General features: G+C 38.1%; 19 protein-coding genes. 17 read left to right on the forward strand and 2 right to left on the reverse strand.

What is annotated here, in order from left to right; all coding sequences use genetic code 11:
* Nucleotides 1-94 precede the first annotated feature (94 nt).
* The 9 genes from QKW49_RS16720 (at nt 95) to QKW49_RS16760 (ending at nt 13,106) form a co-directional block, all read left to right on the forward strand.
* Nucleotides 95-340 carry a ribosomal L7Ae/L30e/S12e/Gadd45 family protein gene (locus QKW49_RS16720; RefSeq protein WP_282868162.1) on the forward strand — a complete coding sequence of 82 codons (246 nt, stop codon included), beginning with the start codon at nt 95-97 and terminating at the stop codon, nt 338-340.
* A gap of 162 nt (nt 341-502) precedes the next feature.
* A complete protein-coding gene (gene rpsL, locus QKW49_RS16725) occupies nt 503-934 on the forward strand; it encodes a 30S ribosomal protein S12 (RefSeq protein WP_282863805.1) in 432 nt (143 codons plus the stop codon).
* 261 nt (nt 935-1,195) lie between these two features.
* Nucleotides 1,196-1,666 (forward strand): 30S ribosomal protein S7, encoded by a 471-nt coding sequence (gene rpsG / locus QKW49_RS16730; protein ID WP_282863806.1) that lies wholly within the window; start codon nt 1,196-1,198, stop codon nt 1,664-1,666.
* Between the two features lie 262 nt (nt 1,667-1,928).
* Nucleotides 1,929-4,016 (forward strand): elongation factor G, encoded by a 2,088-nt coding sequence (gene fusA, locus QKW49_RS16735; RefSeq protein ID WP_282863807.1) that lies wholly within the window; start codon nt 1,929-1,931, stop codon nt 4,014-4,016.
* Nucleotides 4,017-4,287: 271 nt separating this feature from the next.
* Entirely contained in the window at nt 4,288-5,490 is a 1,203-nt protein-coding gene (tuf, locus tag QKW49_RS16740; protein ID WP_282863808.1) for an elongation factor Tu, read from the forward strand.
* A gap of 305 nt (nt 5,491-5,795) precedes the next feature.
* On the forward strand, nt 5,796-6,023 hold the full coding sequence (locus QKW49_RS16745) for a hypothetical protein (RefSeq protein WP_282863809.1): 228 nt from the start codon (nt 5,796-5,798) through the stop codon (nt 6,021-6,023).
* 167 nt (nt 6,024-6,190) lie between these two features.
* The gene (locus QKW49_RS16750; protein WP_282863810.1) at nt 6,191-6,418 is read left to right on the forward strand and encodes a hypothetical protein; all 228 of its coding nucleotides are present in this window, start codon (nt 6,191-6,193) and stop codon (nt 6,416-6,418) included.
* Nucleotides 6,419-6,624: 206 nt separating this feature from the next.
* Nucleotides 6,625-12,507: an AAA family ATPase gene (locus QKW49_RS16755; protein ID WP_282863811.1), complete on the forward strand. Its 5,883-nt coding sequence runs from the start codon at nt 6,625-6,627 to the stop codon at nt 12,505-12,507.
* 254 nt (nt 12,508-12,761) lie between these two features.
* Nucleotides 12,762-13,106 carry a type II toxin-antitoxin system Phd/YefM family antitoxin gene (locus tag QKW49_RS16760; protein WP_282863812.1) on the forward strand — a complete coding sequence of 115 codons (345 nt, stop codon included), beginning with the start codon at nt 12,762-12,764 and terminating at the stop codon, nt 13,104-13,106.
* A 152-nt stretch (nt 13,107-13,258) separates the two neighbouring features.
* Here the strand turns inward: QKW49_RS16760 and QKW49_RS16765 are convergent, their stop codons facing one another.
* On the reverse strand, nt 13,259-13,957 hold the full coding sequence (locus QKW49_RS16765; RefSeq protein ID WP_282863813.1) for a response regulator transcription factor: 699 nt from the start codon (nt 13,955-13,957) through the stop codon (nt 13,259-13,261).
* A 650-nt stretch (nt 13,958-14,607) separates the two neighbouring features.
* On the opposite strand from QKW49_RS16765, the gene QKW49_RS16770 reads away from it, so the two are divergent.
* From QKW49_RS16770 to QKW49_RS16790, 5 genes are all read left to right on the forward strand, one after another.
* Nucleotides 14,608-16,425 (forward strand): nucleoside-diphosphate sugar epimerase/dehydratase, encoded by a 1,818-nt coding sequence (locus QKW49_RS16770; protein ID WP_282868163.1) that lies wholly within the window; start codon nt 14,608-14,610, stop codon nt 16,423-16,425.
* Between the two features lie 336 nt (nt 16,426-16,761).
* Complete coding sequence (locus tag QKW49_RS16775) at nt 16,762-17,853, forward strand: aminotransferase class I/II-fold pyridoxal phosphate-dependent enzyme (RefSeq protein ID WP_282868164.1); 1,092 nt, start codon at nt 16,762-16,764, stop codon at nt 17,851-17,853.
* Complete coding sequence (locus tag QKW49_RS16780; RefSeq protein WP_282863814.1) at nt 17,854-18,471, forward strand: sugar transferase; 618 nt, start codon at nt 17,854-17,856, stop codon at nt 18,469-18,471.
* A gap of 103 nt (nt 18,472-18,574) precedes the next feature.
* Nucleotides 18,575-19,222, forward strand: coding sequence for an acetyltransferase (locus QKW49_RS16785; RefSeq protein WP_282863815.1), 648 nt, complete (start codon nt 18,575-18,577; stop codon nt 19,220-19,222).
* Nucleotides 19,194-19,670, forward strand: a complete 477-nt coding sequence (locus tag QKW49_RS16790; RefSeq protein WP_282863816.1) for a glycosyltransferase — start codon at nt 19,194-19,196, stop codon at nt 19,668-19,670. The genes QKW49_RS16785 and QKW49_RS16790 overlap by 29 nt, the downstream gene beginning before the upstream one ends.
* A 149-nt stretch (nt 19,671-19,819) precedes the next feature.
* Here the strand turns inward: QKW49_RS16790 and QKW49_RS16795 are convergent, their stop codons facing one another.
* Nucleotides 19,820-21,031 (reverse strand): transposase, encoded by a 1,212-nt coding sequence (locus QKW49_RS16795; RefSeq protein WP_282863267.1) that lies wholly within the window; start codon nt 21,029-21,031, stop codon nt 19,820-19,822.
* A 75-nt stretch (nt 21,032-21,106) separates the two neighbouring features.
* Here QKW49_RS16795 and QKW49_RS16800 point away from each other — a divergent pair, with 75 nt between their 5' ends.
* From QKW49_RS16800 to wzy, 3 genes are all read left to right on the forward strand, one after another.
* Nucleotides 21,107-21,790: a glycosyltransferase gene (locus QKW49_RS16800; RefSeq protein ID WP_282863817.1), complete on the forward strand. Its 684-nt coding sequence runs from the start codon at nt 21,107-21,109 to the stop codon at nt 21,788-21,790.
* Nucleotides 21,791-21,805: 15 nt separating this feature from the next.
* A complete protein-coding gene (locus QKW49_RS16805) occupies nt 21,806-22,693 on the forward strand; it encodes a glycosyltransferase family A protein (protein WP_282863818.1) in 888 nt (295 codons plus the stop codon).
* A 208-nt stretch (nt 22,694-22,901) separates the two neighbouring features.
* Entirely contained in the window at nt 22,902-24,392 is a 1,491-nt protein-coding gene (gene wzy / locus QKW49_RS16810) for an O-antigen polysaccharide polymerase Wzy (protein ID WP_282863819.1), read from the forward strand.
* Nucleotides 24,393-24,397: the final 5 nt, after the last annotated feature.

A 24,397-nucleotide genomic window follows, 5' to 3' on the forward strand; every position in this document is an offset into this window, starting at 1 on the left:
ACACTGATTTGCTTCAATGATAAAATATTGCAGTGTGTGAAAATACACAGTTTTTTATACTTCATTAAATGTGCAATCAGGGGGATAATATTTGATGTTAGATGAACTCAAGACTGCAAATAAGATTGTAGGAATAAAGCAATCTATAAAAGCAATACAAACCGGTAAAGTGAAAAAAGCATTTATAGCAAAAGACGCAGAAGAAAAAGTAACAGGACATTTTAAAGAACTTTGCCAAAGTCACTCTGTCCCGATTGAATATGTGAACACCATGAAAGAATTGGGAAAAGCATGCGACATAACCGTAGGAGCGGCAGTAGCAGTCATTGTTAGTGAATAATTAATAGTGAATAGTGAATAATTGAAAAGCGCTAAGTTTGCTCCTGTATTTTTTATATTGAAATAGCAGCTAATAGATGAACCGCTAGCTGCCATATACGCCAATTACAATTATTAATTGTTAATTGTTAATTATTAATTGATCTCGAGGGGAGGTGTATGAATGCCAACATTTAACCAGCTTGTAAGAAAAGGAAGAGAAACAACCGAAAAAAAGTCAACGGCTCCTGCTCTTCAAAGAGGATTAAACTCATTGAAGAAAATGCCGACTGACCAAAGCTCGCCACAAAAAAGAGGAGTATGTACAGCAGTTAAAACCATGACTCCTAAGAAGCCGAACTCTGCGTTAAGAAAAATTGCCAGAGTAAGACTTACCAATGGTGTAGAAGTAACAGCTTATATCCCTGGGATTGGACATAATCTTCAGGAGCATAGCGTTGTTCTGATCAGAGGTGGTAGAGTTAAGGACCTTCCTGGTGTGAGATATCACATCATCAGAGGAACTCTGGATACTGCTGGAGTTGCTAAGAGAATGCAGGGAAGGTCGAAATATGGTGCAAAGAGACCTAAACCAGGTGCTGCAGCAAAAAAATAATAAGAATGAATTGATTCGTGCGGTATGCACGAAACTTAGGTGCGACGTACGGAGTTTATATATATAGTTATTATAAATTACAAGTAGTCAGCACTGACGGCAACCGGATTAATTCAGTGAATAGTGAATAACGAATAGTGAATAATGCATTGTGTTTAGCAGAGCAACTACTATTCACTATTAATTATTAGCTATTAACTGGATACGCGGCGTTGTCGAGTACCGATGATAATGATTTATCATGCAAAGGAGGGAAGAAAAGTGCCAAGAAAAGGATATATAGCTAAAAGAGAAGTGCTCCCAGATCCAATGTACAACGATAAGGTTGTTACAAAGCTGATCAATAGCATCATGCTTGATGGAAAAAAAGGTGTAGCGCAAAAGGTAGTATACGAAGCTTTTGATATTATTAAAGAAAAAAGCGGTAAGGATCCACTAGAAGTATTCGAGCAGGCAATGAACAATATCATGCCGGTTCTTGAAGTAAAAGCAAGAAGAGTGGGTGGTGCAACTTATCAAGTACCTATCGAAGTAAGACCTGAAAGAAGACAGACATTAGGTTTAAGATGGTTGACATTATACGCTCGCAACCGTGGTGAAAAAACCATGAGAGAAAGATTAGCGAATGAACTTCTTGATGCGATCAACAACGCTGGTAATTCAGTGAAGAAGAAAGAAGATACGCATAAGATGGCAGAAGCTAACAAAGCATTTGCACACTATAGATGGTAGAATAGTGAGGAGTGAACAGTGGGGAGTGGGGAGCAAAATCCTGACGATCCATAAGGTAAACTTATTAGCTATTAATTTCCAGGTGTAAAAATGTCTATTTTAGTCTAAATATATAAGCATATATTGTATATTAGTATATGCGAAAAGAATGTATAAAATAAGTATTAATTATTGATAGGGATAATAGAGTTTGGGACAACGGGAAGAATACTCCCCACTCCCCACTCATCACTCCCCACTCATTGAGGAAAGGAGGAGTTCTGTGCCAAGAGAATTCTCATTACTAAAAACAAGAAATATAGGTATCATGGCGCACATCGATGCCGGTAAGACAACTACAACAGAAAGAATTCTATTTTATACAGGTAGGGTTCATAAAATCGGTGAAGTTCATGAAGGTGCTGCAACCATGGACTGGATGGAGCAGGAACAGGAAAGAGGAATCACCATTACATCTGCTGCAACGACAGCGCAATGGAATGATCATAGAATCAATATTATAGACACACCAGGACACGTTGATTTTACTGTTGAAGTTGAAAGATCTTTAAGAGTACTTGACGGATCTGTAACTGTATTCTGTGCAAAAGGTGGTGTTGAGCCGCAGTCGGAAACAGTTTGGCGTCAGGCAGATAAATACGGAGTTCCTCGTATGGCCTATGTAAACAAAATGGATATTATGGGAGCTGACTTCTATAATGTTGTAGCCATGATGAAGGATAGATTAAAATGTAATGCAGTGCCGATTCAATTGCCTATCGGTCAGGAAGATACCTTTAAAGGCATCATCGACCTGGTAGCAATGAAAGCATATATGTATTATGATGATCTTGGAAAAGATATCAGAGAAGAAGAAATTCCTGCTGATATGAAAGACAAGGCGGAAGAATATCATGCGGCCCTTCTTGAAGCTGTTGCTGAACAAGATGAAGAGCTCATGATGAAATACCTTGAAGGTGAAGAGATTACGATCGATGAACTTAAGAAAGGGATCAGATCAGCTACGATTGCTGTACAAATGATTCCTGTTCTTTGTGGTACTTCTTACAAAAATAAAGGGGTACAGAAGTTACTTGATTCAGTTATCGAATATATGCCTTCTCCGCTGGATGTACCTGCAATCAAAGGGATTATTCCTGAAGCTGAAGGGGAAGAAGGGGTTCGTCCATCAAGTGATGAAGAACCATTCGCAGCTTTAGCATTTAAGATTATGACTGACCCTTATGTAGGAAAGCTTTGCTTCTTCAGAGTATATTCCGGTACGCTGGATTCCGGTTCCCATGTTCTTAACTCTGTAAAGGGTAAGAGAGAACGTATCGGACGTATCCTTCAGATGCATGCGAACCACAGACAGGATATTACAACGGTATATGCCGGAGATATTGCTGCAGCGGTTGGTTTGAAAGATACCACTACCGGAGATACATTGTGTGACGAAGCAAACCCGATCATTCTTGAGTCTATGGAATTCCCGGAACCGGTTATCAAGGTTGCGATTGAGCCTAAGACAAAAGCCGGGCAGGAAAAAATGGGTATTGCGCTTTCTAAGCTTGCGGAAGAAGATCCGACATTCAGAACATATACCGATGAAGATACAGGGCAAACAATCATCGCCGGAATGGGTGAATTGCATCTTGAAATCATTGTTGACCGTCTCTTAAGAGAGTTTAAGGTTGAAGCAAATGTAGGTAAACCTCAAGTTTCCTATAAAGAAACAATCAGAAAAGCGGTTAAGATTGAACATAAATATGCAAGACAGTCCGGTGGTAAAGGTCAATACGGACACGTATTCCTTGAAATTGAGCCGCAAGAACCGGGAAAAGGTTACGAATTTGTCAGCAAAATCGTTGGGGGAGCTATCCCTAAAGAATATATCGCTCCCGTTGATGCCGGTGTACAAGGTGCTATGCAAGCCGGTGTACTTGCAGGATTCAATGTTGTTGACGTAAAAGTAACATTGTATGATGGTTCTTACCATGAAGTTGACTCCTCAGAAATGGCGTTTAAAATTGCCGGTTCTATGGCTTTCAAAGAAGGCTGCAGAAAAGCGGATCCGGTTCTGTTAGAGCCAATCATGAAGGTTGTTGTTATGGTTCCTGAAGACTACATGGGAGATGTAATGGGCGACCTGAACTCCAGAAGAGGTCAGATCCAAGGTATGGAAGCAAGACCTGGAGCACAGCAGATTACTGCAAATGTTCCGCTTGGTGAAATGTTTGGATACGCAACGACATTACGTTCCAGAACCCAAGGTAGAGGTACCTTCAGTATGGAACCTAGCCACTTTGAAGAAGTACCGAAGAGCATTCAGGAAACAATTATTACTTCAAGAACAAAGAAAGCAGACTAACCGATATAAAATGTACAATGGACATTGGACAATGTACAATGAATGGTTTGAGCTTATTAGAAAGTTTTATAACAGATTTCTAATTACTTCTTGAAAATATGAAATATTAGTAATAAAATGTTTAAAACAGATATTTCGCAGGATGAGCCTGCAAAAAATATTTAATATTAATACAAATGGGGATGGAAGTGGAAATGGAAGTGTGAGTACGCTCATCATTGTCCATTGTCCATTGTCCATTGTCCATTAATACAAGAGGGAGGATTTTAAAATGGCAAAAGCTAAATTCGAGAGAAACAAACCCCATGTTAACATTGGTACAATTGGTCACGTTGACCATGGTAAAACTTCATTAACAGCTGCAATCACAAAAGTTTTAGGTTTTTCCGGTAAAGCTAACTATACTGCATACGACCAGATCGATAAAGCTCCGGAAGAAAGAGAAAGAGGTATCACTATCTCTACTGCTCACGTTGAATATGAAACAGATAACAGACACTATGCTCACGTTGACTGCCCGGGACATGCTGACTATGTTAAAAACATGATCACCGGTGCTGCTCAGATGGACGGTGGTATCCTTGTTGTATCTGCTGCTGACGGCCCAATGCCTCAGACTAGAGAACACATTCTTCTTTCCAGACAGGTTGGTGTTCCTTATATCGTAGTATTTATGAACAAAGCAGATATGGTTGATGATGAAGAATTATTAGAGTTAGTTGAAATGGAAATCAGAGAATTATTAAGCGAATATGAATTCCCAGGTGATGATATTCCAATCGTTAAGGGTTCAGCTTTAGTAGCGCTTGAATCTACTTCAACTGATGTTAATGCACCTGAATATGCTCCGATTCTGAAGTTGATGGAAGAAGTAGATGCTTACATTCCAACTCCGGAAAGAAAAAGCGACCTTCCGTTCTTAATGCCTGTAGAAGATGTATTCTCCATCACTGGACGTGGTACAGTTGCTACCGGTAGAGTAGAAAGAGGAACACTTAAGGTTTCTGAAGAAGTTGAACTAGTAGGTCTTTCTGAAGCGCCGAGAAAAGTTGTTGTAACCGGTATCGAAATGTTCAGAAAGCTTCTTGACCAGGCTCAAGCTGGTGACAATATCGGTGCACTTCTAAGAGGTGTTCAGAGAGATGAAATCGAAAGAGGACAGGTTTTAGCTAAACCAGGATCCATTAAACCGCACACTAAGTTTAAAGGTGAAGTTTATGTATTAACTAAAGAAGAAGGTGGAAGACATACTCCTTTCTTCAACAACTACAGACCACAGTTCTATTTCAGAACTACTGACGTTACCGGTGTTTGCAATCTGCCGGAAGGCACTGAAATGTGTATGCCTGGTGACAACATCACTATGGATGTTGAACTGATTACTAACATCGCTATCGAAGAAGGATTAAGATTCGCTATCCGTGAAGGCGGAAGAACTGTAGGATCCGGCGTTGTTACATCTATCGTTGAATAATTAAATATAAGCTAAGCAAAAACGCGTCTAATGATAGGCGCGTTTTTTTGCGCTGTATAGAAAAATACTATTACAATCTTTGACATAAACATCTAAAACAAATCATTACTTTACAATTCAGAACCCTCCATGTCACAATTCGTTGTATATTGCGACCGATAATGATTGAAATAACAAAGTCCATCTAATATAATATAAAATGAATAAAAACCCAAATAATGGATATTATTTTGATAGGAATATTATGATTGTAATAATATTTCTTTGTTGATCTCGCAAGGATATGCATGGGGGGACGAGTAAATATGAAAAAAATCGTGGTGCACAAAGATGGGTGGAATACAGCAGCTGCTATTGCTGGCCCGTTTTGGTATATATACCGTAATATGCCTGGGAAGGGATTACTGATGCTGCTCATTTGCTTATGCTCATTAGGCATCGGCATTATTCCGGTATGGATTTACTGCGGGTTTCAGGCCAATAAGGATTTCTACCAACTTTTAAAGAGAAGAAATATATATATCGATCATTAATACTTCCATAAAAATTTTTATAGATCAATCGTTTAATGCTGAAAGGGCAGGCCTATACCTGTCCTTTTGGCATTGTTTACATTATTGTAACAATTAATCGAATAACCGTAACATTAGCATGATAAATATATACTGCAAGCATAATGTGGAAAAAGCAGGAGGTGCACATGCGACATATGAGAATACAAAAAGACGGATGGAATAGAGATGCCTTGGTGAAAGGGCCAATCTGGTATATTCAAAAAGGAATGATAGGGAAAGGCATCTTAATGCTCGTAATCTGTGCTGCTACCGTTGGTATCGGAATCATTCCCGTATGGATTTACTGCGGATATAGAGGGAACAAGGACCTCTATAAATTCTTAAAAAAGAAAAATGTGTATATTCACCTATAGCAGGTTGTGAAAAAGTCAAATTTAGCACATAGAGAAAATCGAACTTGGGGACTGTCCCTGCTGTTTGCCCGGTTTTGGCATAACAGAGGGACTGTCCACATGTTTGATTTTCGAACGATTAAGCACTTTTTTACATCCTCGTATAGCATATATCGCATAGTTATAATATAATATATTTTAAAATATATAACCAATCAGGTGATTCTATGCTAAATTCGAATAATATACTTGCTTACAATAGCAGCGAAGATTATCAACCCTTAGCTGTCCTTCTGGAAAATGGTCCGATGAACATAAGCTCATTTCTAAAGATTGCCATAGCTATTACGAAAGAACTATCAGATTTGCATCAAAAGAGTATGGTTCATCAAAATATTCATCCGGGAAGCATAATGGTTGATGCAAAGCAACCAACAGTAAAAATCATCCGGTCTGAAAAGAATATATCTACAGATCTATCTTACATCTCACCCGAATTAACAGGACGGATCAACGACCCTATAGATTTTCGTTCCGACTTATATTCATTAGGAATTATATTTTATCACATGCTGGCAGGAAAGCATCCTTTTAACTCAGATAGCGCGATGGAGATGGTCCACTTCCATCTGGCACAAAAAGCTCACCCACTGCATATATTAGACAACCGCATTCCCAAGACAATATCTGAGATTGTAGAAAAACTGATGGAGAAAAAAGCAGATCATCGATATCAAAGTGCTTATGGATTGAAATATGATTTAGAAGAATATTCTAAGCGCTTATCCGATGAAGGACAAGAGGAGGATGTCGATGAATTTATAATTGGCATGTATGATCTGCCGGACAAGCTGTGCATACCTGACCGGTTATACTGCCGTGAGCAAGAAAAAGAAAAACTTATGACAGCTTATGACCGGGTTAAGGAAGGCCGGTTGGAGATAGCTTTTGTTGCCGGTTCTCCCGGTGTCGGCAAAACAATGCTGGTTAACCGTGTGTCGGACGATATGCAAGCTAGAGGAGCAACCTGTGCTTCGGGAAAATTTGACCAATATAAAAAGAATACACCGTATTCGGCATTCATACAAGCTTTTCAACAAATCTTCAGAAATATACTATCTGAAAACGATGAAAAGATCAGACAGTGGAAAGACCGTATATTGGATAGGCTATCGGGTAACGGTCAGCTTATGATTGAAGTTTTTCCTGAAATAGAAAAGATTATCGGTTCGCAGCCGGCCGTACAAACCCTTGGACCTATGGAAGCGCAAATCCGTTTTAATACGGTATTTATACGCTTTATCCGGTTATTTGCTTCCAAAGATCATCCGCTGGTACTATTCTTGGATGACCTTCAATGGGCGGATGATGCAAGCATCAAGCTGCTGGAGAATTTGATTAAGGATACAGACCGGCAGTATATACTTATCATTGGCACATATAGACAAGAAGAAGTAAAAGAGTCACTTGCTATGAATACTTTTTTAGAAGTAATATCAAAAGAATCACAATGTACCAATTTTATAACACTGCAGCCTTTAAAGATTAGTGCAATCACCCCTATGATTGCAGAAATTCTAAAGAGAACTCCTCAAGAATCCGAGCAGATTGCGCATATCTGCCACCAAAAAACCCAGGGTAACCCGTTCTTCCTTATTCAATTCTTATTAACATTAAAAGAAGATGGATTTCTATGGCTGAATAGGGAGGCAGGGATGTGGGAATGGGACTTGGACAGTATCATCCATGAGGATGCCACTGAAAATGTTGTGAGCTTGATGATCAAGAAAATACAGAAGCTTCCTCAGGAAAGCGTAGAAATTTTAAAAACAGCTGCGTGTATGAATCACAGTTTTACTGTCCGGACACTGGCAACAGTCACAGAGAAAACGCAGTATACTGTCTCAGAATATTTACAGGTTGCCGTAGACGATGGATTAATTATAAAAGAGCAAGAGGGGTATCGTTTCTTACATGACCGGGTGCAGCAGGCGGTATATTCGCTGGTGGATGATGATAAAAAGTGCATCATCCATTATAAAATCGCAAAGCTGTTGTATGAGAATACGGCAGCTAGCGAAAAAGAGACCATGCTTTTTGAAATCGTTGACCATTATAATATGGCGCATGCATGCATCTATGAAGAAAAGGAACAGCAATTGATTGCACGGCTTAACCTCCAGGCCGGAAAAAAGGCCAAAGCGTCTTCGGCCTATGAAAGGGCATTGGAGTATTTCAAGTCAGGGATTCATCTGTTAGGTGGCGATAAGTGGAAAGAACAGTACGAGATTACACTGAATCTGCATATTCAAGCTATTGAAGCGGCTTATGTATGTACCCGGTTCCGGTTGATGGAAAAAACAGCCGATGAGATCCTTGACCATGTGAAAAATATATTGGATGAGGCACGGGTCTACGAGGTATTGATTGCGGCGTATACAGTGCAAAATAACTTAAAAAAAGCATTGGAGACAGGAAGATATATCCTAAAACGTTTAGGAATACGCATTCCTAAAAACCCTACTTTGGCGCATATATTCTGGCTTTATATAAGGATACAGCATGCACTGCGAGGCAAAGAAATGGAAGAGCTGTTGAATATACCCCCTATGACCAATGAGAAATATATCACAGCTATGAGCATATTAAACACCATCAGTATGGCCAGCTACTCTTCGTCGTATTACACCACCATCATTATCGGGTTCTATGTCATGCTATTATCGTTAAAACACGGGATTACCGATGTAACCATAATCGCATACTCGGGGCACGGCTTCATCTGTTCTTCACTGCTGAATAAGGCACAGCTGGGGTATACGTTCGGGCAGTTAGCGCTTAAGCTTCAGGAAAAAATGAATGTAAAAAAATATGAATGTAAGACCCGACTGATGTTCAACATGATCATACGACATGGAGTAGATCCCCTCAGAAAAACGTTGGAAGATTTTCCGCACACCTATGAATGCGGGTTCGCATCGGGAGATTTGATTTCAGCCGGCCACTGCATTATGCAGTATTTTGTGTATTCATACTTTTCAGGGCGAGAGCTTGCGATCATTGAGAAGGAGTGGCATGAGCATCGCGGTGCAATGTTAAAAACCAAGCACGAAACTTCCATACGCTTGTGTGAGATATATCTTCAAACCATTTTGAATTTTAAAGGGGAGACAGAAGATCCATGCCGGTTGGCAGGAAGATATTTTGATGAGAGTACGATGCTTCCGGTGTATAAAGAATCCAACGACAGAACGGTTGTTTTCAATATCTATTTCCATCGGATGATACAGTACTACTCCTTTGGAAAAGCCGACAAAGCACTGGAGAATGTACCAAGGGTATGGGAGTATCTGGACGGTGTATTGGGGACGTATTGTACCCCTTTGGTTCACTTCTATACAACACTTGTAGCCGCAGCAAACATGGATGTCTTTAAAGGAATTCAAAAACATGTTTACCGTCTAAAAATAAATAAAAGCATTAGAGTGATGGAAAGGTTTTCGCGTTCCGCCCCGGAGAATAACCTGCATAAGCTGTATCTGATGAAAGCAGAAAGAGCACGGATTTATGAAGATTTCCAAGAAGCAGCTACCTATTATGACCTGGCGGTAGAGCATGCCGGAAAGAATCGGTTTATACAAGAAGAAGCGATGGCTAATGAGGCAGCCGGAAGATTTTATCATGCGATGGGCAGAACAAAGATTGCAGCTATTTATTTCAAAAATGCCTGCAGCTGCTATCAGAAATGGGGGGCCACCGCAAAGGTAAAAGATCTGGAAAACAAATACGCGGAGATGTTATCAAAAGATAATGAAAAGGGCTACGGCACCAATGAGCATAATAGCGGGAATGCTGCATACAATGCGCTGTCCAGTATCGATCTTCATGCGATCATAAAAGCCAGTCAGGCCATTTCCGGGGAAATCCAGCTGGATGAACTGCTTAAGCTTCTCATAAAGACCGTATTGCAAAATTCCGGAGCACGGAAGGCTGTGTTTCTGATTAACGAAGAAGGGAATCTAAGCGTCGCAGCAAAAGGACACGCGGATGCGGAGATTCAATTAGTACAATCCAATCTGCTAGATGAAGATGATGAGCTGCCTGAAAAGCTTATTCACTATGTAGTAAGAACAGGGGAAGAAGTGATATTGGCGTCTCCTGCTTCTGTTCTCTGCATGCCGGTGATTGTGAAGGGAAAAATCATAGGCATATTATACCTTGAAAACGAACTGATCCAAGGCGCGTTTAACCGTGAAAGGCTGTATATCCTTCAGATGTTGGCTTCCCAGATCGCAATCTCTCTGGAGAATGCGAAACTATACAAGCAGATGGAAGGTATCATTGAAAAGCGAACCAAAGAATTAAGAGAAAAAAATAAAGAATTGATTGATACCAATAAAAAGTTGGCCGATGCCAGCGAAGCGAAAACAAACTTTGTAGCCAATATCAGTCATGAGGTACGAACGCCTCTGCAGGGAATTATCGGTATGGTCAGTCTATTAAAAAAATCCGGCCTGCAACAGAACCGGTACGTGGAAATGATTCAATCATCAGCACAAACGCTATTGGAGATTATCAATGACCTTTTGGATATTTCGCGGATTGAGGCTAACCGGATGGTGATGCAGTACAAGGAATTCAATCTTCGGCTGCTGCTGGAGGAGTTAGCACAGGTACTGGAGTATGATGCGAAAGCAAAAGGCATACGGTTTTATTGTATGATTCATCCGGAAGTGCCGGAATGTTTGCAAGGAGACCCCTTGAGAATTCAGCAGGTTCTCAACAACATCATCACCAACGCAATCAAATTCACCCATGAGGGAAGCGTAACGCTGGAAGTAAATCTAAAATCCATCCAAGCAAATACGGCGGTCATACAGTTTGTGATAAAAGATACCGGAATCGGAATTCCACCGGATAAGCTGGACTGTATCTTTGATAGTTTCATCCAGGTAGATGCACGTATTTCAAAAAAATATGGAGGAACAGGCCTGGGCCTGGCAATCGTTAAAAAGTTGGTGAACATGATGCAGGGAGATATTCAAGTAGAAAGTACGGAAGGGTTGGGAAGTATGTTTGTCTGTACGCTGCCTTTTAATATCGCAGACAATATAAAGGTATTGGAGGTTATAGAAGAAAGGGAAATACCTCAGTGGGTGAATAGAGACTTACGGGGACTAAAAGTAGCAGCCGCTGAAGATAATTCCATTAATCAGATCTATATCAAGCATTTACTGGAATATTACAATTGTGATGTTACCATCACAGACAATGGGAATGAGCTGCTGAAGCTAATGCAAGAAAATGAATATGACTGCATCCTGATGGATAAAAATATGCCGGAAAAAGACGGGATAGAAGTAACACGAATCATCCGTAAAAATGAGGCCGGAACCGGGAGGCATATTCCCATTATCGCACTCACCGCATCGGCCATCGTAGGCGACCGGGAAAAACTGCTTGCGGAAGGGATGGATTACTATCTATCAAAACCTATACGGGAGAAGGAGCTGTTAAATATCCTCAACGAAATCAGCAGCAGCAAAGAGAAGGAGCAAGACATGGGTGCCGAATGCCTGCCTGAATATCTCATAGAAGGAGTGAAGCGCGGGGACGGAGCTACTGCTGCGCCCGGTTTTGGTGAAGCTGAAGCTCCGTCCCCGTGCTTGGCGACTGATGAAAGAAGCTCTATCCCCATGTCAGATTTCCGAACGACCAACGCTCTTTCAGCGGTTACGTCTATATCGTCCTCTTCAGGAGATTCCTTCATTGATATGGAAATCTTCAAAGAAGAAGCTGAATTATTCGGAAAAGATGTGATCATTGATATCATCAATGAGTTTTTAAAGACATATGAGACACAAATAGAACAAATAGAAACAGACCTGAAAAATAGAGATTGCATGAAGCTGGAAAGAAGCGCTCACAAACTGGCCGGCTCCATAGCCAATTTCTATGCCGATGAAATATATACGATGGTAAAAACCGTGGAGAAAAATGCCCATAACGGCAACATAGAAGAGGCAGCAGCGATGTATGCAAAACTAACCGCCTGCATAGATTCATTCATTCAAGAACTCAAAGAAATAAAAGACACCTTGCATAGCTGACTTTAGTGTCCGTAGGGGTGGACGACCCTGTCCACCCGCCTATAAGAATGGGGACAGCCGAATTTAGCACGAAGAGGAAATCTGACATGGGCGGGGCCCTGGGCCCCGCCCATGTCAGATTTCCGAACGATACCCACTTTTTCACATCCTCCTATATTTGTAGAAAAAAATGATTAAAAATAATGGTGTTAAATCAGCATGAAGTATTATATAATAGAGATATAAAACTAAACTATTTAAAGTAGGGTGATAGCATGCCGTCCATTATACCAGGTGATATTAGAGAATTTATTAGTCGTATTATTTCAGTGACTGATTTAGGACGAGGGAAAGCTTCAAAAATTGTGCAGCAAGTTGCAAAGGATCATTTGCCGTATATTGTTGTAAAGAATAATAAACCCGAAGCAGTAATTCTGTCTATAGAGGAATATGAAAAAATGATGGAAAGAATGGAAGATCTGGAATTAATGAAAATAGCTGAAGAACGAATGAGAAATTATTCAGCAGATAAAGCAATCTCACAAGAAGATGTTTTAAGAGAGTTTGGAATAAATGAAGATGATATTTTGAATGCTTTGGAGGATATGGAGATTGAGTAATGATGTGGGCAGTGCGATTTAGCACGAAGAGGAAGTCGGACATGGGCGGGGCCCTGGTCTGCTGTCAGGCCTGGTTTTTGGCTGGACTGCGGCCCTGGGCCCCTGCCCATGTCAGATTTCCGAACGATAAACACTTTGCCTGTTTCGCCCCTCTACATCGCTATCAACCGATACCCCACATTCCTAATAGTATCAATTACAACAGCACTCTGTGCCACTTTTTCAAATTTACGCCGGATACGCCGGATATGTACATCCACCGTCCGCGTTTCCAAGAAGTACTCCTCTTTCCAAACCATATCAAGGATCTCATCACGCGTGAAGACCTTGCCGGGTTTTTTAGCCAGAAGACATAACAGCTCAAATTCCTTAAAAGAAAGTGGTATCTCATAATCATTTAAACGCACAGTCCGAAAGGAAAGGTCAATCTGCAGATTGCCGACAACTAATTTTTTAGAAAGACTTTCACTATTTTCACCTGCTCTGCGGAGTACCGCCTTAATCCTTGCGATCAGTTCATGATAACGTATGGGTTTGCCGATATAATCATCTGCACCCAGCTCTAAGCCGATGACATTATCGATTTCTTCATTCCGGCTGGTAAGCATTAAGACAGGAACAGACTTGTGAAGCGGATGATTCCGAATCACCTTCAGAGTTTCTAAGCCATCCATTCCCGGCAGCATTACATCTAGTACTACTGCGTGAACAGGATGACTTTCAAGTATCCCTATGGCTTCCTCACCACTGGAGGCTTTCAGCACATCAAAATCATTTTTTTTTAATGCCGCTTCCAGAAGCCGAAGTATGCTAATGTCATCATCAACAATTAAAACATTCTTCTTAGCCACATTTTGACCTCCTCTAACGATATATGTAAAAAAATAGAAATGTTAACATTGTTGTAACATAAAAACGAATTGATGTAACAATCATATGTAAAAATAATGAATGTGTCAAGCGGGAGAGGTGGACAATCGCCTAAAAAATACTAGTATTCATAAAATGTCCACTTTTTGTCAAGTGATTAATATTGACAAGTTCGGCATATGCATTAGATGGATAAAAATTATTGCAATAGTATGTCCAATAATGTATAATAAACTTAAAATATGTATAGAGCTAAGTACCCATAAACAGCAAGCCTAAAGAACTAGTATAAGGATGAAACTGCGATAATTACATTAGCAATGAAGGATCGTACAGCTTGGTGATGCGATAACCCGCAGTAAGCCGAAGCTTTTATTATATAACATTACTTTAACTATTTAACTTGGTAAAGTTGGAATTGTAATCGTGTTAAAAGTTTGTAAAAAATATAAAAAGATATTGCTAATTGGACGAAAATGTATTAATATGTAAATTAGCTAAATTTTTACCATAATAATACATGAAGACAACTATCTGCCGCTGTGGTTAGCGGCTTTCTAACGGTTAGGAGGGGAACTGCGTGATAGAGTGTGAGGGAAAAGTAGTACATAGAACCATACTAAAGTTAAATGTGCAAAAAATTGTGTTGCTATTGGCAGATATTCTGCTCATCAATAGTGCTGTTTATATTGCTTTATTATTCCGCTTCGATGGAAAAATACCCGTTCAATATATAAATGTTTTTCTCCATTCAACTTTATGGCTTACCGGTATTAACGTAACCATATATTACTTTTGTCGTTTGTATTCAAGTCTTTGGAAATATGCCAGCGTTGAGGAGCTTTTTCAGGTGTTTGTCGCAACATTTGCAGGCGTTGCTGCATCTTTAACTTTCGGACTTTTGTTGGGATTAATGCTTCCTAGAACCGTATATGCGATTTCGTGGATGTTGACATTCTTATTTATTGGCAGCACCCGTTTGAGTTATCGAGTAATGCGGCGGTTGAAGAACATGTCTTTTATAGGAACAGATCGAAGAAAGAGAGTGATGGTGATAGGTGCGGGGTTTACCGGCTCTATGGTCATTAAAGAAATGAAAAGTCATTATGAGGGAATCAGTATACCTGTGGTGATGGTCGATGATAACTACGATAAGCATAGGTCGCATGTACATGGCGTTCCCGTTAAAGGGGATAGGACCAAGATAAAGGAACTTGCCGAAAAGTATAGGGTAGATGAAATCATTATCGCCATTCCGTCGGCAACGAAAAAAGAAATGAAAGAAATTCTGGAGATATGCAAGCTTACCAAATGCAAGCTAAAGACACTTCCCACGATTAATGAGCTGATCAATGGCGAAGTGGATATTACCCAGGTTAGAGACGTGAATATAGAGGATCTTCTGGGAAGAGATCCAGTAGTATTGAATATGGACGAAATCTGCGGATACTTGAAGGATGAAGTAGTATTGGTCACCGGAGGAGGAGGCTCTATCGGTTCCGAACTCTGCCGACAAATCGCCCGGTTTAATCCTAAGAAATTACTTATCTTTGATATATATGAAAATAACGCATATGATCTTCAAAATGAACTTAGATATATCTACAAGGACGCATTGGACATGGAAGTATTAATAGGTTCGGTGCAGGATAGAGCACGATTAGAGCATATCTTTGATACATATCATCCAGGCGTAGTGTTCCATGCTGCAGCACATAAGCATGTGCCGCTGATGGAAGCCAACCCTACCGAAGCAATTAAAAATAATGTGTTTGGTACTTTAAATACAGCAGAATGTGCCGATAAATATAGTGTGAAGAAATTTGTACTTATCTCCACCGATAAGGCGGTAAATCCAACCAATATCATGGGTGCTACCAAGAGGGTAGCGGAGATGATCGTTCAGAATATGAGCAGACACAGCAATACGGAATTTGTGGCAGTAAGGTTTGGGAATGTGCTAGGAAGTAATGGAAGCGTTATTCCTTTATTTAAGAAACAGATTGCTCAGGGGGGACCGGTGACTATTACGCATCCGGATATTACAAGGTTTTTCATGACTATCCCCGAGGCATCCCAGCTGGTACTTCAAGCTGGGGCAATAGCCAAAGGTGGGGAAATATTCATATTGGATATGGGACAGCCTGTGAAGATTATGGACCTGGCGACTGATTTGATTAGGTTGTCGGGGTTGGAGCCTGGAACGGATATTGAAGTAAAGGTTACCGGGCTGAGGCCGGGGGAGAAGTTGTATGAAGAACTACTGATGGCGGAAGAAGGACTGACTGCCACCAAGCATGAAAAAATATTCGTAGGGAAACCGATACATATAGATCATAAGACATTGGTGCATGAAATTAATGCGTTGAAAGCGCTGGTGTTTGGTAGTGGGGAAGACATAGGGGAGTATATTGAACGGATTGTGCCTACTTATAGCAAGGTAGGGTAGTATTTATATATGGCAGCAACTATAGGTTATAGCTGTTGCCATATATAATGTACGATAGTTTTTTGTTTTAGAATCTGAATATATAGGATAAAATGTAGTTGCTTAAATTCTATGAGAGATTGTTTCAAATTGACTTTTAAATGCTTCTTATAGCGTAAACAGTTATATATAGGCGAAAAAATTCAACTGAGGATAAAGATTAATTTACAATATTGACATAAAAAGCGTTTTTGAGAGTTTAGGCTTAGTATAAAAAAATAGTAGTGATATTAAAATACAAGAGTGGGGGGTCACTTGAATTTGGATAAGAATAAAATCTATCTGTCATCACCACATATGAGTGATGAAGGTTATGAAATGCAATATATAAAAGAGGCCTTTGATACAAATTGGATTGCTCCTCTTGGAAATAATGTTGATGAATTTGAGAATGAGCTTGCTGCTAAGGTAGGGGCTAAGTCAGCTGCAGCATTATCTTCGGGGACGGCGGCTATTCACTTGGCGCTTAAAGCTGCTGAAGTAGGAGAGGGAGATATAGTTTTTTGTCCCAGTCTTACGTTTTCTGCTACAGCTAATCCAATTATATACCAAAAGGCGATACCGGTATTTATCGATAGTGATTATAAAACTTGGAATATGGATCCAGAGGCTTTAGAGAAGGCTTTTGAAAAGTATGAAAGCATGGATAAAAGGCCAAAGGCTGTGATAGTGGTTCACTTATATGGATTATCTGCGAATATGGATAAGATTTTAGAGATATGTAGAAAGCGTTGTGTACCGGTAATAGAGGACTCTGCTGAGAGCTTAGGGTCTTTATATAAAGGTAGACATACAGGCACATTGGGTGATTACGGTGTTTTTTCATTTAACGGTAATAAAATTATTACCACTTCAGGTGGAGGAATGCTTATAAGTAATAATCAAGAGAAGATTGCAAAGGTAAGATTCTGGGCCACTCAAAGTAGAGATCCAGCAAGACACTATCAACATAGCGAGTTAGGATTCAATTATCGTATGAGTAATATCGTTGCAGGGATTGGAAGAGGGCAACTTAAAATATTAGATCAGAGAGTGGCCAAGAAAAAAAATATATTTGAGTTTTATAAGAGGGAGATTGGTGGATTAGAAGGTGTTCAGTTCATGCCAATCAATGAGTGGAATGAACCAAACTACTGGCTAAGTTGTTTGGCTTTATCCGGTAGGGTTAAGCCACTTGATATTATGGAAGCTCTTGAAGAGGAAAATATAGAGTCAAGACCGATCTGGAAACCGATGCATATGCAGCCATTTTTTGCGGAATATGATTATGTCGGTGGACATGTAAGTCGGAATTTGTTTGAGAATGGTGTCTGTCTTCCTTCTGATACAAAAATGGAAGATGGGGATCTTGAAAAAATAGTTAGAATCATAAAGGGATTGTGGAATTAGATGATTTATAAGAAATTTCTGAAAAGGCCAATGGACTTTATTCTGTCATTGATAGCAATTACTGTGTTGAGCCCAGTTCTATTGGTCGTAGCCATATTAGTTAGATTAAAACTTGGTAGTCCTGTTTTGTTTAAGCAGAAAAGGCCAGGGCTGAATGAGAAAGTCTTTACTATGTATAAGTTCAGAACTATGACTGATGAGAAAGACGAATATGGAGAGTTGCTTCCAGACTCAGTTAGATTGACTAACTTTGGTAAGATGCTAAGGGCTACAAGCTTGGATGAACTTCCGGAACTTTTCAATATACTTAGGGGTGATATGAGCATTGTAGGTCCGAGACCGTTGCTGGTACAGTACTTACCACTATATAGCGAGCATCAAAAACGAAGACATGAAGTAAGACCAGGTCTTTCTGGCTATGCTCAAGTGAATGGCAGAAATGCAATTAACTGGGAAGACAAGTTCAACCTAGATGTGAAATACATCGATAATATTTCTTTAATTGGAGACTGGAAGATTATATTTCTTACTTTAAAGAAAGTTGTTATGCGGGATGGAATTAGCTCACATACAGTAGTAACGATGGAACCTTTCAGAGGAACAGAACTTAATCAATAATAATACTAAAATATAAAACCATATTGTGTTAGATTAGATGAAGTTTAAGTAATTGTAGGTTTTTATTTTTGTAGGTAATTTTCTTCGAAGAAAGAGTGTTGTTATGAAGGATAAGCTTTTGATTATCGGTGCCAGTGGACATGGAAAAGTAGTGGCTGACATTGCGATAAAAATGAATAAGTGGCAAAGCATTGCTTTTCTTGATGATAACATACTTGTTAAATCATGTATGGGACTAAAAGTCATCGGAAAATCATCTGATGCTTTTACGTATATAGATAGAGCGGACATTTTTGTCGCAATTGGGAATAATGCAATAAGAGAGCAGCTACAAGAGAAGCTTGAAGTTGCTAAGGCGTCCGTAGCTACCTTAATACATCCGAATGCCATGATTGGTACACTGGTCCAACTAGGAATTGGAACTGCTGTAATGGCAGGCGTTGTGATTAACAGTTCTAGTAGAGTTGGAAAAGGTTGTATTATCAACACTGGATGCACTCTAGATCATGATAATATAATTGAGGATTATGTTCATATTTCACCAGGTGTTAACTTAGCCGGTACTGTTAAAATCGGCCGAAGGTCTTGGATAGGTATTGGAAGTACTGTAAGCAATAACATAGATATCTGCAGTGGTTGCAAAGTTGGTGCAGGTGCTGTGGTGGTTAAAAATATAACTGAATCCGGGACTTATGTTGGGGTTCCAGTGAGGAGAGTTAGCAATGGCAAAAATACTGATACTAGCAAATAATGATATTGGTTTATATAAATTTAGGAAAGAATTAATTGAAGTATTGTTAAAAAATGATGAAGTACATATCTCACTCCCCAATGGAGATTTCGTGCCTCAGCTTATTGACTTAGGATGTGAGTTTATAGAGACAAAAATTAGTAGAAGAGGTACTAATCCAATTACTGATTTTAAGCTAATGATTCATTATAAGAAAGTAATCAAGCAGGTTAAACCTGATGTAGTCTTAACATACACAATAAAACCCAATGTTTATGGAGGAATGATATGCAGATTGGTGAATGTGCCATATATAGCAAATATTACAGGTCTTGGTACAGCGGTAGAAAATGGTGGAGTTTTGCAAATTATCACTTTGTTTTTGTATAAAGTAGCTTTAAAAGATGCAGCATGTGTATTTTTTCAAAATAAAGATAACGCCGATTTTATAAATGAGGATATTTCATAATTCAAAAATCAAGAATGTGGATAATTCCTACTGATATTTTTGAAATTGTGCAAAAAAAGGTTAGACTATCCTTACAATAGATAGTTATCCACAACTATATAGTTTTGAAATTAAGAAATATCATCTCCTGTTCCTTGATAATTAAAATACTAAGCTGCAATATTTTTTGATTGTTCTGCTTTTGTAATTCTTGTAGCAATAATTGCAATGCAGGCTAAATCCATGAATACTTTTGCTTTTTTTAGCCCTGCTACACGCAGATTGTTTAAAGCATAGTTTTCTTTTCCATCACCAAAAAAGCGTTCAACGGATGTTCTTTCATCATATAGATTGTCCCATGCTTCTGTTCCTCGTAATGGATAAGATATAAACCGTGGATTATCCTTAATTTTAACTTTGCCAATGTATCCTGATTTTGTACTCGTACACCAACTTGAACCCATAGGACAATTGGCTTTTCCGCAAGCGTGGGGACATAATAACCGAATGGTTCCATTATCATTTCCACCATTCACATACGGATAATTCATGGTGCAAACAAGTTGACCTTCCCAGTTAATGCCTTCAGGTGGAGTTTTCGTATTTCTCCAGTTAATTGGCATAATAGCTTGAGCACCAAATGATACAGCATGTTGATAGATAGATGGTATATCATAGCCTGTATCCATAATGTAGTAAGATGGTTTGAATAAGTCTTCATAATCTGCCTTAAGCTTATTCATTAGTGGTATTGCCATTACCATATCTGCAACATTTGCAGGGGTTATGATGTACCCTAATGGGATTCCGCTTGTTGTATCTACTACAGCATGCATCTTCCAACCAAACCATTTTATCATATTGCCATTGGTATCTTGCTTGGCACCCCAGTGAGGAAACTCTGGATTGTTTTCTGGTATTTTTGATTTTGGTACAGCATGCTCAAAGGCATCAATTTTCGATGCATCTATTGAGACATGGGAACCATTAATAAGTCCCAAGGTTTTGGCTCTACGAACCATTCTCTGAAAAGTTTTTTCAAGTACATCGGTTTTAGAGAGCTTTTCTATAAACCTAGAGAAAGTTGAAGCACTAGGCGTTTTGCCAATAGTATCAAACCCGCAGGTTACTCTTAAAACGGGGTCTGTTTTCAACCTTTTAACTAATGCTTTAATAGTAGGTATTTGATCTATTTGCATTGCAAGTAAAGCATTGAGCAAGCTGGTATACGCAAATCCTTTAGGACCACGTTTGCTGACATCAATTTTAAAAGTTTCAAGCATAATTGAATAATCAATAAATGTTAAAACAGCTTGTAATTTTGTTAATGGTTGAATTTCTATAATTTGCTCTAAAGTAAATAATGTTGTTTGCCGATTCATAATTCGTACAACGTTTACTCCTTTCTGTGGATTGTTTGGACGAATTATTTATCGGATTGGGGTAAACTATTTTTTATGCTTTTTTCTAACCTTGTGTTTTCAAGGATTAGAAATTATGAAATTAACTCAAATAGTATGGGAATCGTAAAAGGAAAACAAAGATTGATTCCCGGTTCAGGTGTCAACTTAAATTATTATAAGGTTCTAGATTACCCGAGTGATGATATAATTAATTTTTTATTTATTTCAAGAGTTATGAGGCAAAAGGGTATAGAACAGTACTTAGAAGCGGCTGAATATATCAAAAGCAAATATCCAAATATCGAATTTCATGTTTTAGGGTTTTGTGAAGGCGCATATGAAGATAAATTAGTTGAAATGCAGGCTAGAGCCATTATTAAGTACCATGGAATGCAAAGCGATGTAAGAAGATTTCATAAGATATCCCATTGTACAATTCATCCTACATTTTACCCAGAAGGAATGTCAAATGTGCTATTAGAGAGCGCTGCATGTGGTAGACCAATAATCGCCACCAATAGAAGTGGATGTAGAGAAATTATTGATGATGGAGTTAATGGCTATATAGTGGAGCAGCAAAGTAGTAAGGATCTTATTAAAAAAATAGAGAAGTTTCTAGCGTTAGATTATAAGGAAAAGAAACGGATGGGGCTAGCTGGTAGAGAAAAAATTGAAAGAGAATTTGATAGGCAGATAGTGATAGATAATTATATAGAAGAGATACAAAGTACATTTTGAGTAGGAGTATGAATAATGTGGATAAAAGATTTTGTTACTATAGTAACACCAACATACAATAGAGCTTATATCTTGAATAATTGCTATGAATGTTTGAAACTACAAACAAATAAATCATTTACATGGATGATTATAGATGATGGCTCCACAGATAATACCGAAGAATTAGTTGGAAAATGGAAGAATGAACAAGTAGTAAATATAGTTTATTATAAGAAAGATAATGGTGGCAAAGCATCGGCACTTAATATGGCTTTAGATAAAGTGCATACGGACTATTTTGTTTGTTTAGATTCAGACGATACTTTTACTCCTAACGCGATAGAGCTGGCGTTGAATCAATTACAAGAAGTTAAAGAAAGTAGTAAGTTTTGTGGAATTTTAGCGTTAAGAAATACAGTGAGTGGGGAAGTAATTGGTAGAAAAAGAATACCTAGTGAAGTTACGGAGTCCACCATTATGGATATAACTGATAAGTATAAAATACGTTCTGAGTTTATTCAATTTTATAAAACAAATGTGATCTCACAGTATAGGTTTCCTCAATTACCAAGAGAAAAATTTATATCGCCAGAATATATTGCGAGAGAAATAAATAGAAAATATAAGTTTAAAGTTTCACAAGACAGTCTATGTATTTGCGAATATTTACATGACGGATTAACAAGAAATAAACGTTCTGTAATTAAAAAAAACCCAAAAGGATATACTCTGATTAAACGTCAGTCTTATGAATTAGCCAAGGGGTTTATTCCAAAAAGTAAACATGCAATTATGTATATTGCAGGTTGTATTTTAAGTAGAGATAAAGGCTGTATTAATAATTCACCGCACAAAATTATGACAGTATTATACTATCCTATAGGATGGTTAGTATGTAAAATAAGATTTCGTAATATTTGATTTGGCAAATAAAAATTAAATATAGCAAATTTAAGAAACTTATAGATAGTTATCATGGTACTATCTAGTATAGTAGACGAAGAACATATAAAATCTGTTTATAAAAAGATATGTGTGTATAAACGAATAATCTTCAAATTAGATAATGAATATTGTTATTCTATGATTTATTATAGTGAATATTTATACAATATGTTTTGGAGGGATTGTGACCAATCTTATGGATATTAGTGTAAAAAGAATGAAAAGTATATGTATATATATAACATATTTAATCGGAGCATTTATTATAGCGATTAGTTTTGAATATTCGATAGGACCTAAAATGGAGCTTATAGGGCTTTTAGGATGGGGATTGCTTTCGATTAGCTTAGTTACTTGGAAAATTATTTCGGGAGAAATAGCTTCCGCATACATCTTTTTTTTAGGTGTATTATATTTGTTCTTCTTTGGGCAAAGCTTATTAATGCCTTTTGATTTGATTACTCCTAGTAGGAATTTATTAATAAGACACAGATTTGTCAATGGGATAAATCTATATAATGCGCAGATTTATTCGATTCTTTGCTTGGCGAGTTTTCATTTAGGTGCACTAATTTTTTATAAGAACGCAAAAATACTAGGAAAAAAAGGAAATAAATATTTGACGGGAGTTGTAAGTGATAAGCCTATTGTAATGGTAGGAATTATTTTGCTTTTAATTTCAATAATTCCTTTTCTATACGAAATGGTACAGTCCTTAATTATTGTTAAAATGTATGGATATAAAGGATATGCCCAAATGGAAGCACAGACAGGGATTAGCAGCCTAATAAGCAAGATAGCCTTATACTTTATACCCAGTTTAATATGCCTTGCTATAGGGGTTAGAAAAAGTACTGGATTAAGAAAAGTAGTCCAAATACTAAGTTGTGTAGTTATAGCTCTAATTTTATATATAGGGGAGAGAAATGATGCACTAGTTTTTATTCTAGCACTTATTCTAATACAGCATTATTTTGTAAAAGAAATAACTATAAAAACAAGCTATAAATATATTGTTTTTGGGGCTATCTTATTGATTCTTTTAAGCGTTATTGCTGATACTAGAGGGTTAGAAAACAGAAGTCTTTTAGATTATTTTAAGTATATGTTAGATAATGGATTCAGTATCAGCGTTTTGACAGAAATTTTTAGTGAGTTAGGAAGCTCAATGATGCCAACGATTGCTATTATGGAGTTTGTTAATAGCGGGGAACCACTTAGATATGGCAAAACATATTTGTTTTCAGTATTATCGATAATTCCAAATTTAGGTTTTTGGGATTTGCATCCAGCAGCTGAAGTAGCATCTCTAGGACAATGGCTCAAGTTGAGATTAGGGTTGTCTTATGGTCCCGGATTTTCTTTGGCAGCAGAATCATATTTGAATTTTGCTTGGTGGGGATGGTCAGTTTTCATTTTTCTTGGAGGATTTATTGTCAGGATATTAGGGATGTTAAATAAGACTACAGCCAAGTACTACCCTGAAATTGGTTGTTTCGTATTAGTGTTCTTTAACTCATCGTTATTTTATATAAGAGATACCTTTATAGGCAATGTAAGAGCAATTTTTTATATGGGATTACCTATATACATGTTAATCCTCTTTTTTAATCAAAGGTTGAGGAAACAAAACAATTCAATAGACGAACAACAAATTGATGAAAAGTTTTTATAAAGGGT

Source organism: Petroclostridium sp. X23 (genome assembly GCF_030013905.1).
GTDB lineage: Bacteria > Bacillota > Clostridia > SK-Y3 > SK-Y3 > X23.

Excerpts from the sequence above, each read along its gene's own strand:
- QKW49_RS16720 (WP_282868162.1), top strand. The coding sequence starts at position 95 with ATGTTAGATGAACTCAAGACTGCAAATAAGATTGTAGGAATAAAGCAA.
- rpsL (WP_282863805.1), top strand. The coding sequence starts at position 503 with ATGCCAACATTTAACCAGCTTGTAAGAAAAGGAAGAGAAACAACCGAA.
- tuf (WP_282863808.1), top strand. The coding sequence starts at position 4,288 with ATGGCAAAAGCTAAATTCGAGAGAAACAAACCCCATGTTAACATTGGT.
- QKW49_RS16745 (WP_282863809.1), top strand. The coding sequence starts at position 5,796 with ATGAAAAAAATCGTGGTGCACAAAGATGGGTGGAATACAGCAGCTGCT.
- QKW49_RS16750 (WP_282863810.1), top strand. The coding sequence starts at position 6,191 with ATGCGACATATGAGAATACAAAAAGACGGATGGAATAGAGATGCCTTG.
- QKW49_RS16755 (WP_282863811.1), top strand. The coding sequence starts at position 6,625 with ATGCTAAATTCGAATAATATACTTGCTTACAATAGCAGCGAAGATTAT.
- QKW49_RS16760 (WP_282863812.1), top strand. The coding sequence starts at position 12,762 with ATGCCGTCCATTATACCAGGTGATATTAGAGAATTTATTAGTCGTATT.
- QKW49_RS16775 (WP_282868164.1), top strand. The coding sequence starts at position 16,762 with ATGAGTGATGAAGGTTATGAAATGCAATATATAAAAGAGGCCTTTGAT.
- QKW49_RS16780 (WP_282863814.1), top strand. The coding sequence starts at position 17,854 with ATGATTTATAAGAAATTTCTGAAAAGGCCAATGGACTTTATTCTGTCA.
- QKW49_RS16785 (WP_282863815.1), top strand. The coding sequence starts at position 18,575 with ATGAAGGATAAGCTTTTGATTATCGGTGCCAGTGGACATGGAAAAGTA.
- QKW49_RS16790 (WP_282863816.1), top strand. The coding sequence starts at position 19,194 with ATGGCAAAAATACTGATACTAGCAAATAATGATATTGGTTTATATAAA.
- QKW49_RS16795 (WP_282863267.1), bottom strand. The coding sequence starts at position 21,031 with ATGAATCGGCAAACAACATTATTTACTTTAGAGCAAATTATAGAAATT.
- QKW49_RS16800 (WP_282863817.1), top strand. The coding sequence starts at position 21,107 with ATGCTTTTTTCTAACCTTGTGTTTTCAAGGATTAGAAATTATGAAATT.
- QKW49_RS16805 (WP_282863818.1), top strand. The coding sequence starts at position 21,806 with ATGTGGATAAAAGATTTTGTTACTATAGTAACACCAACATACAATAGA.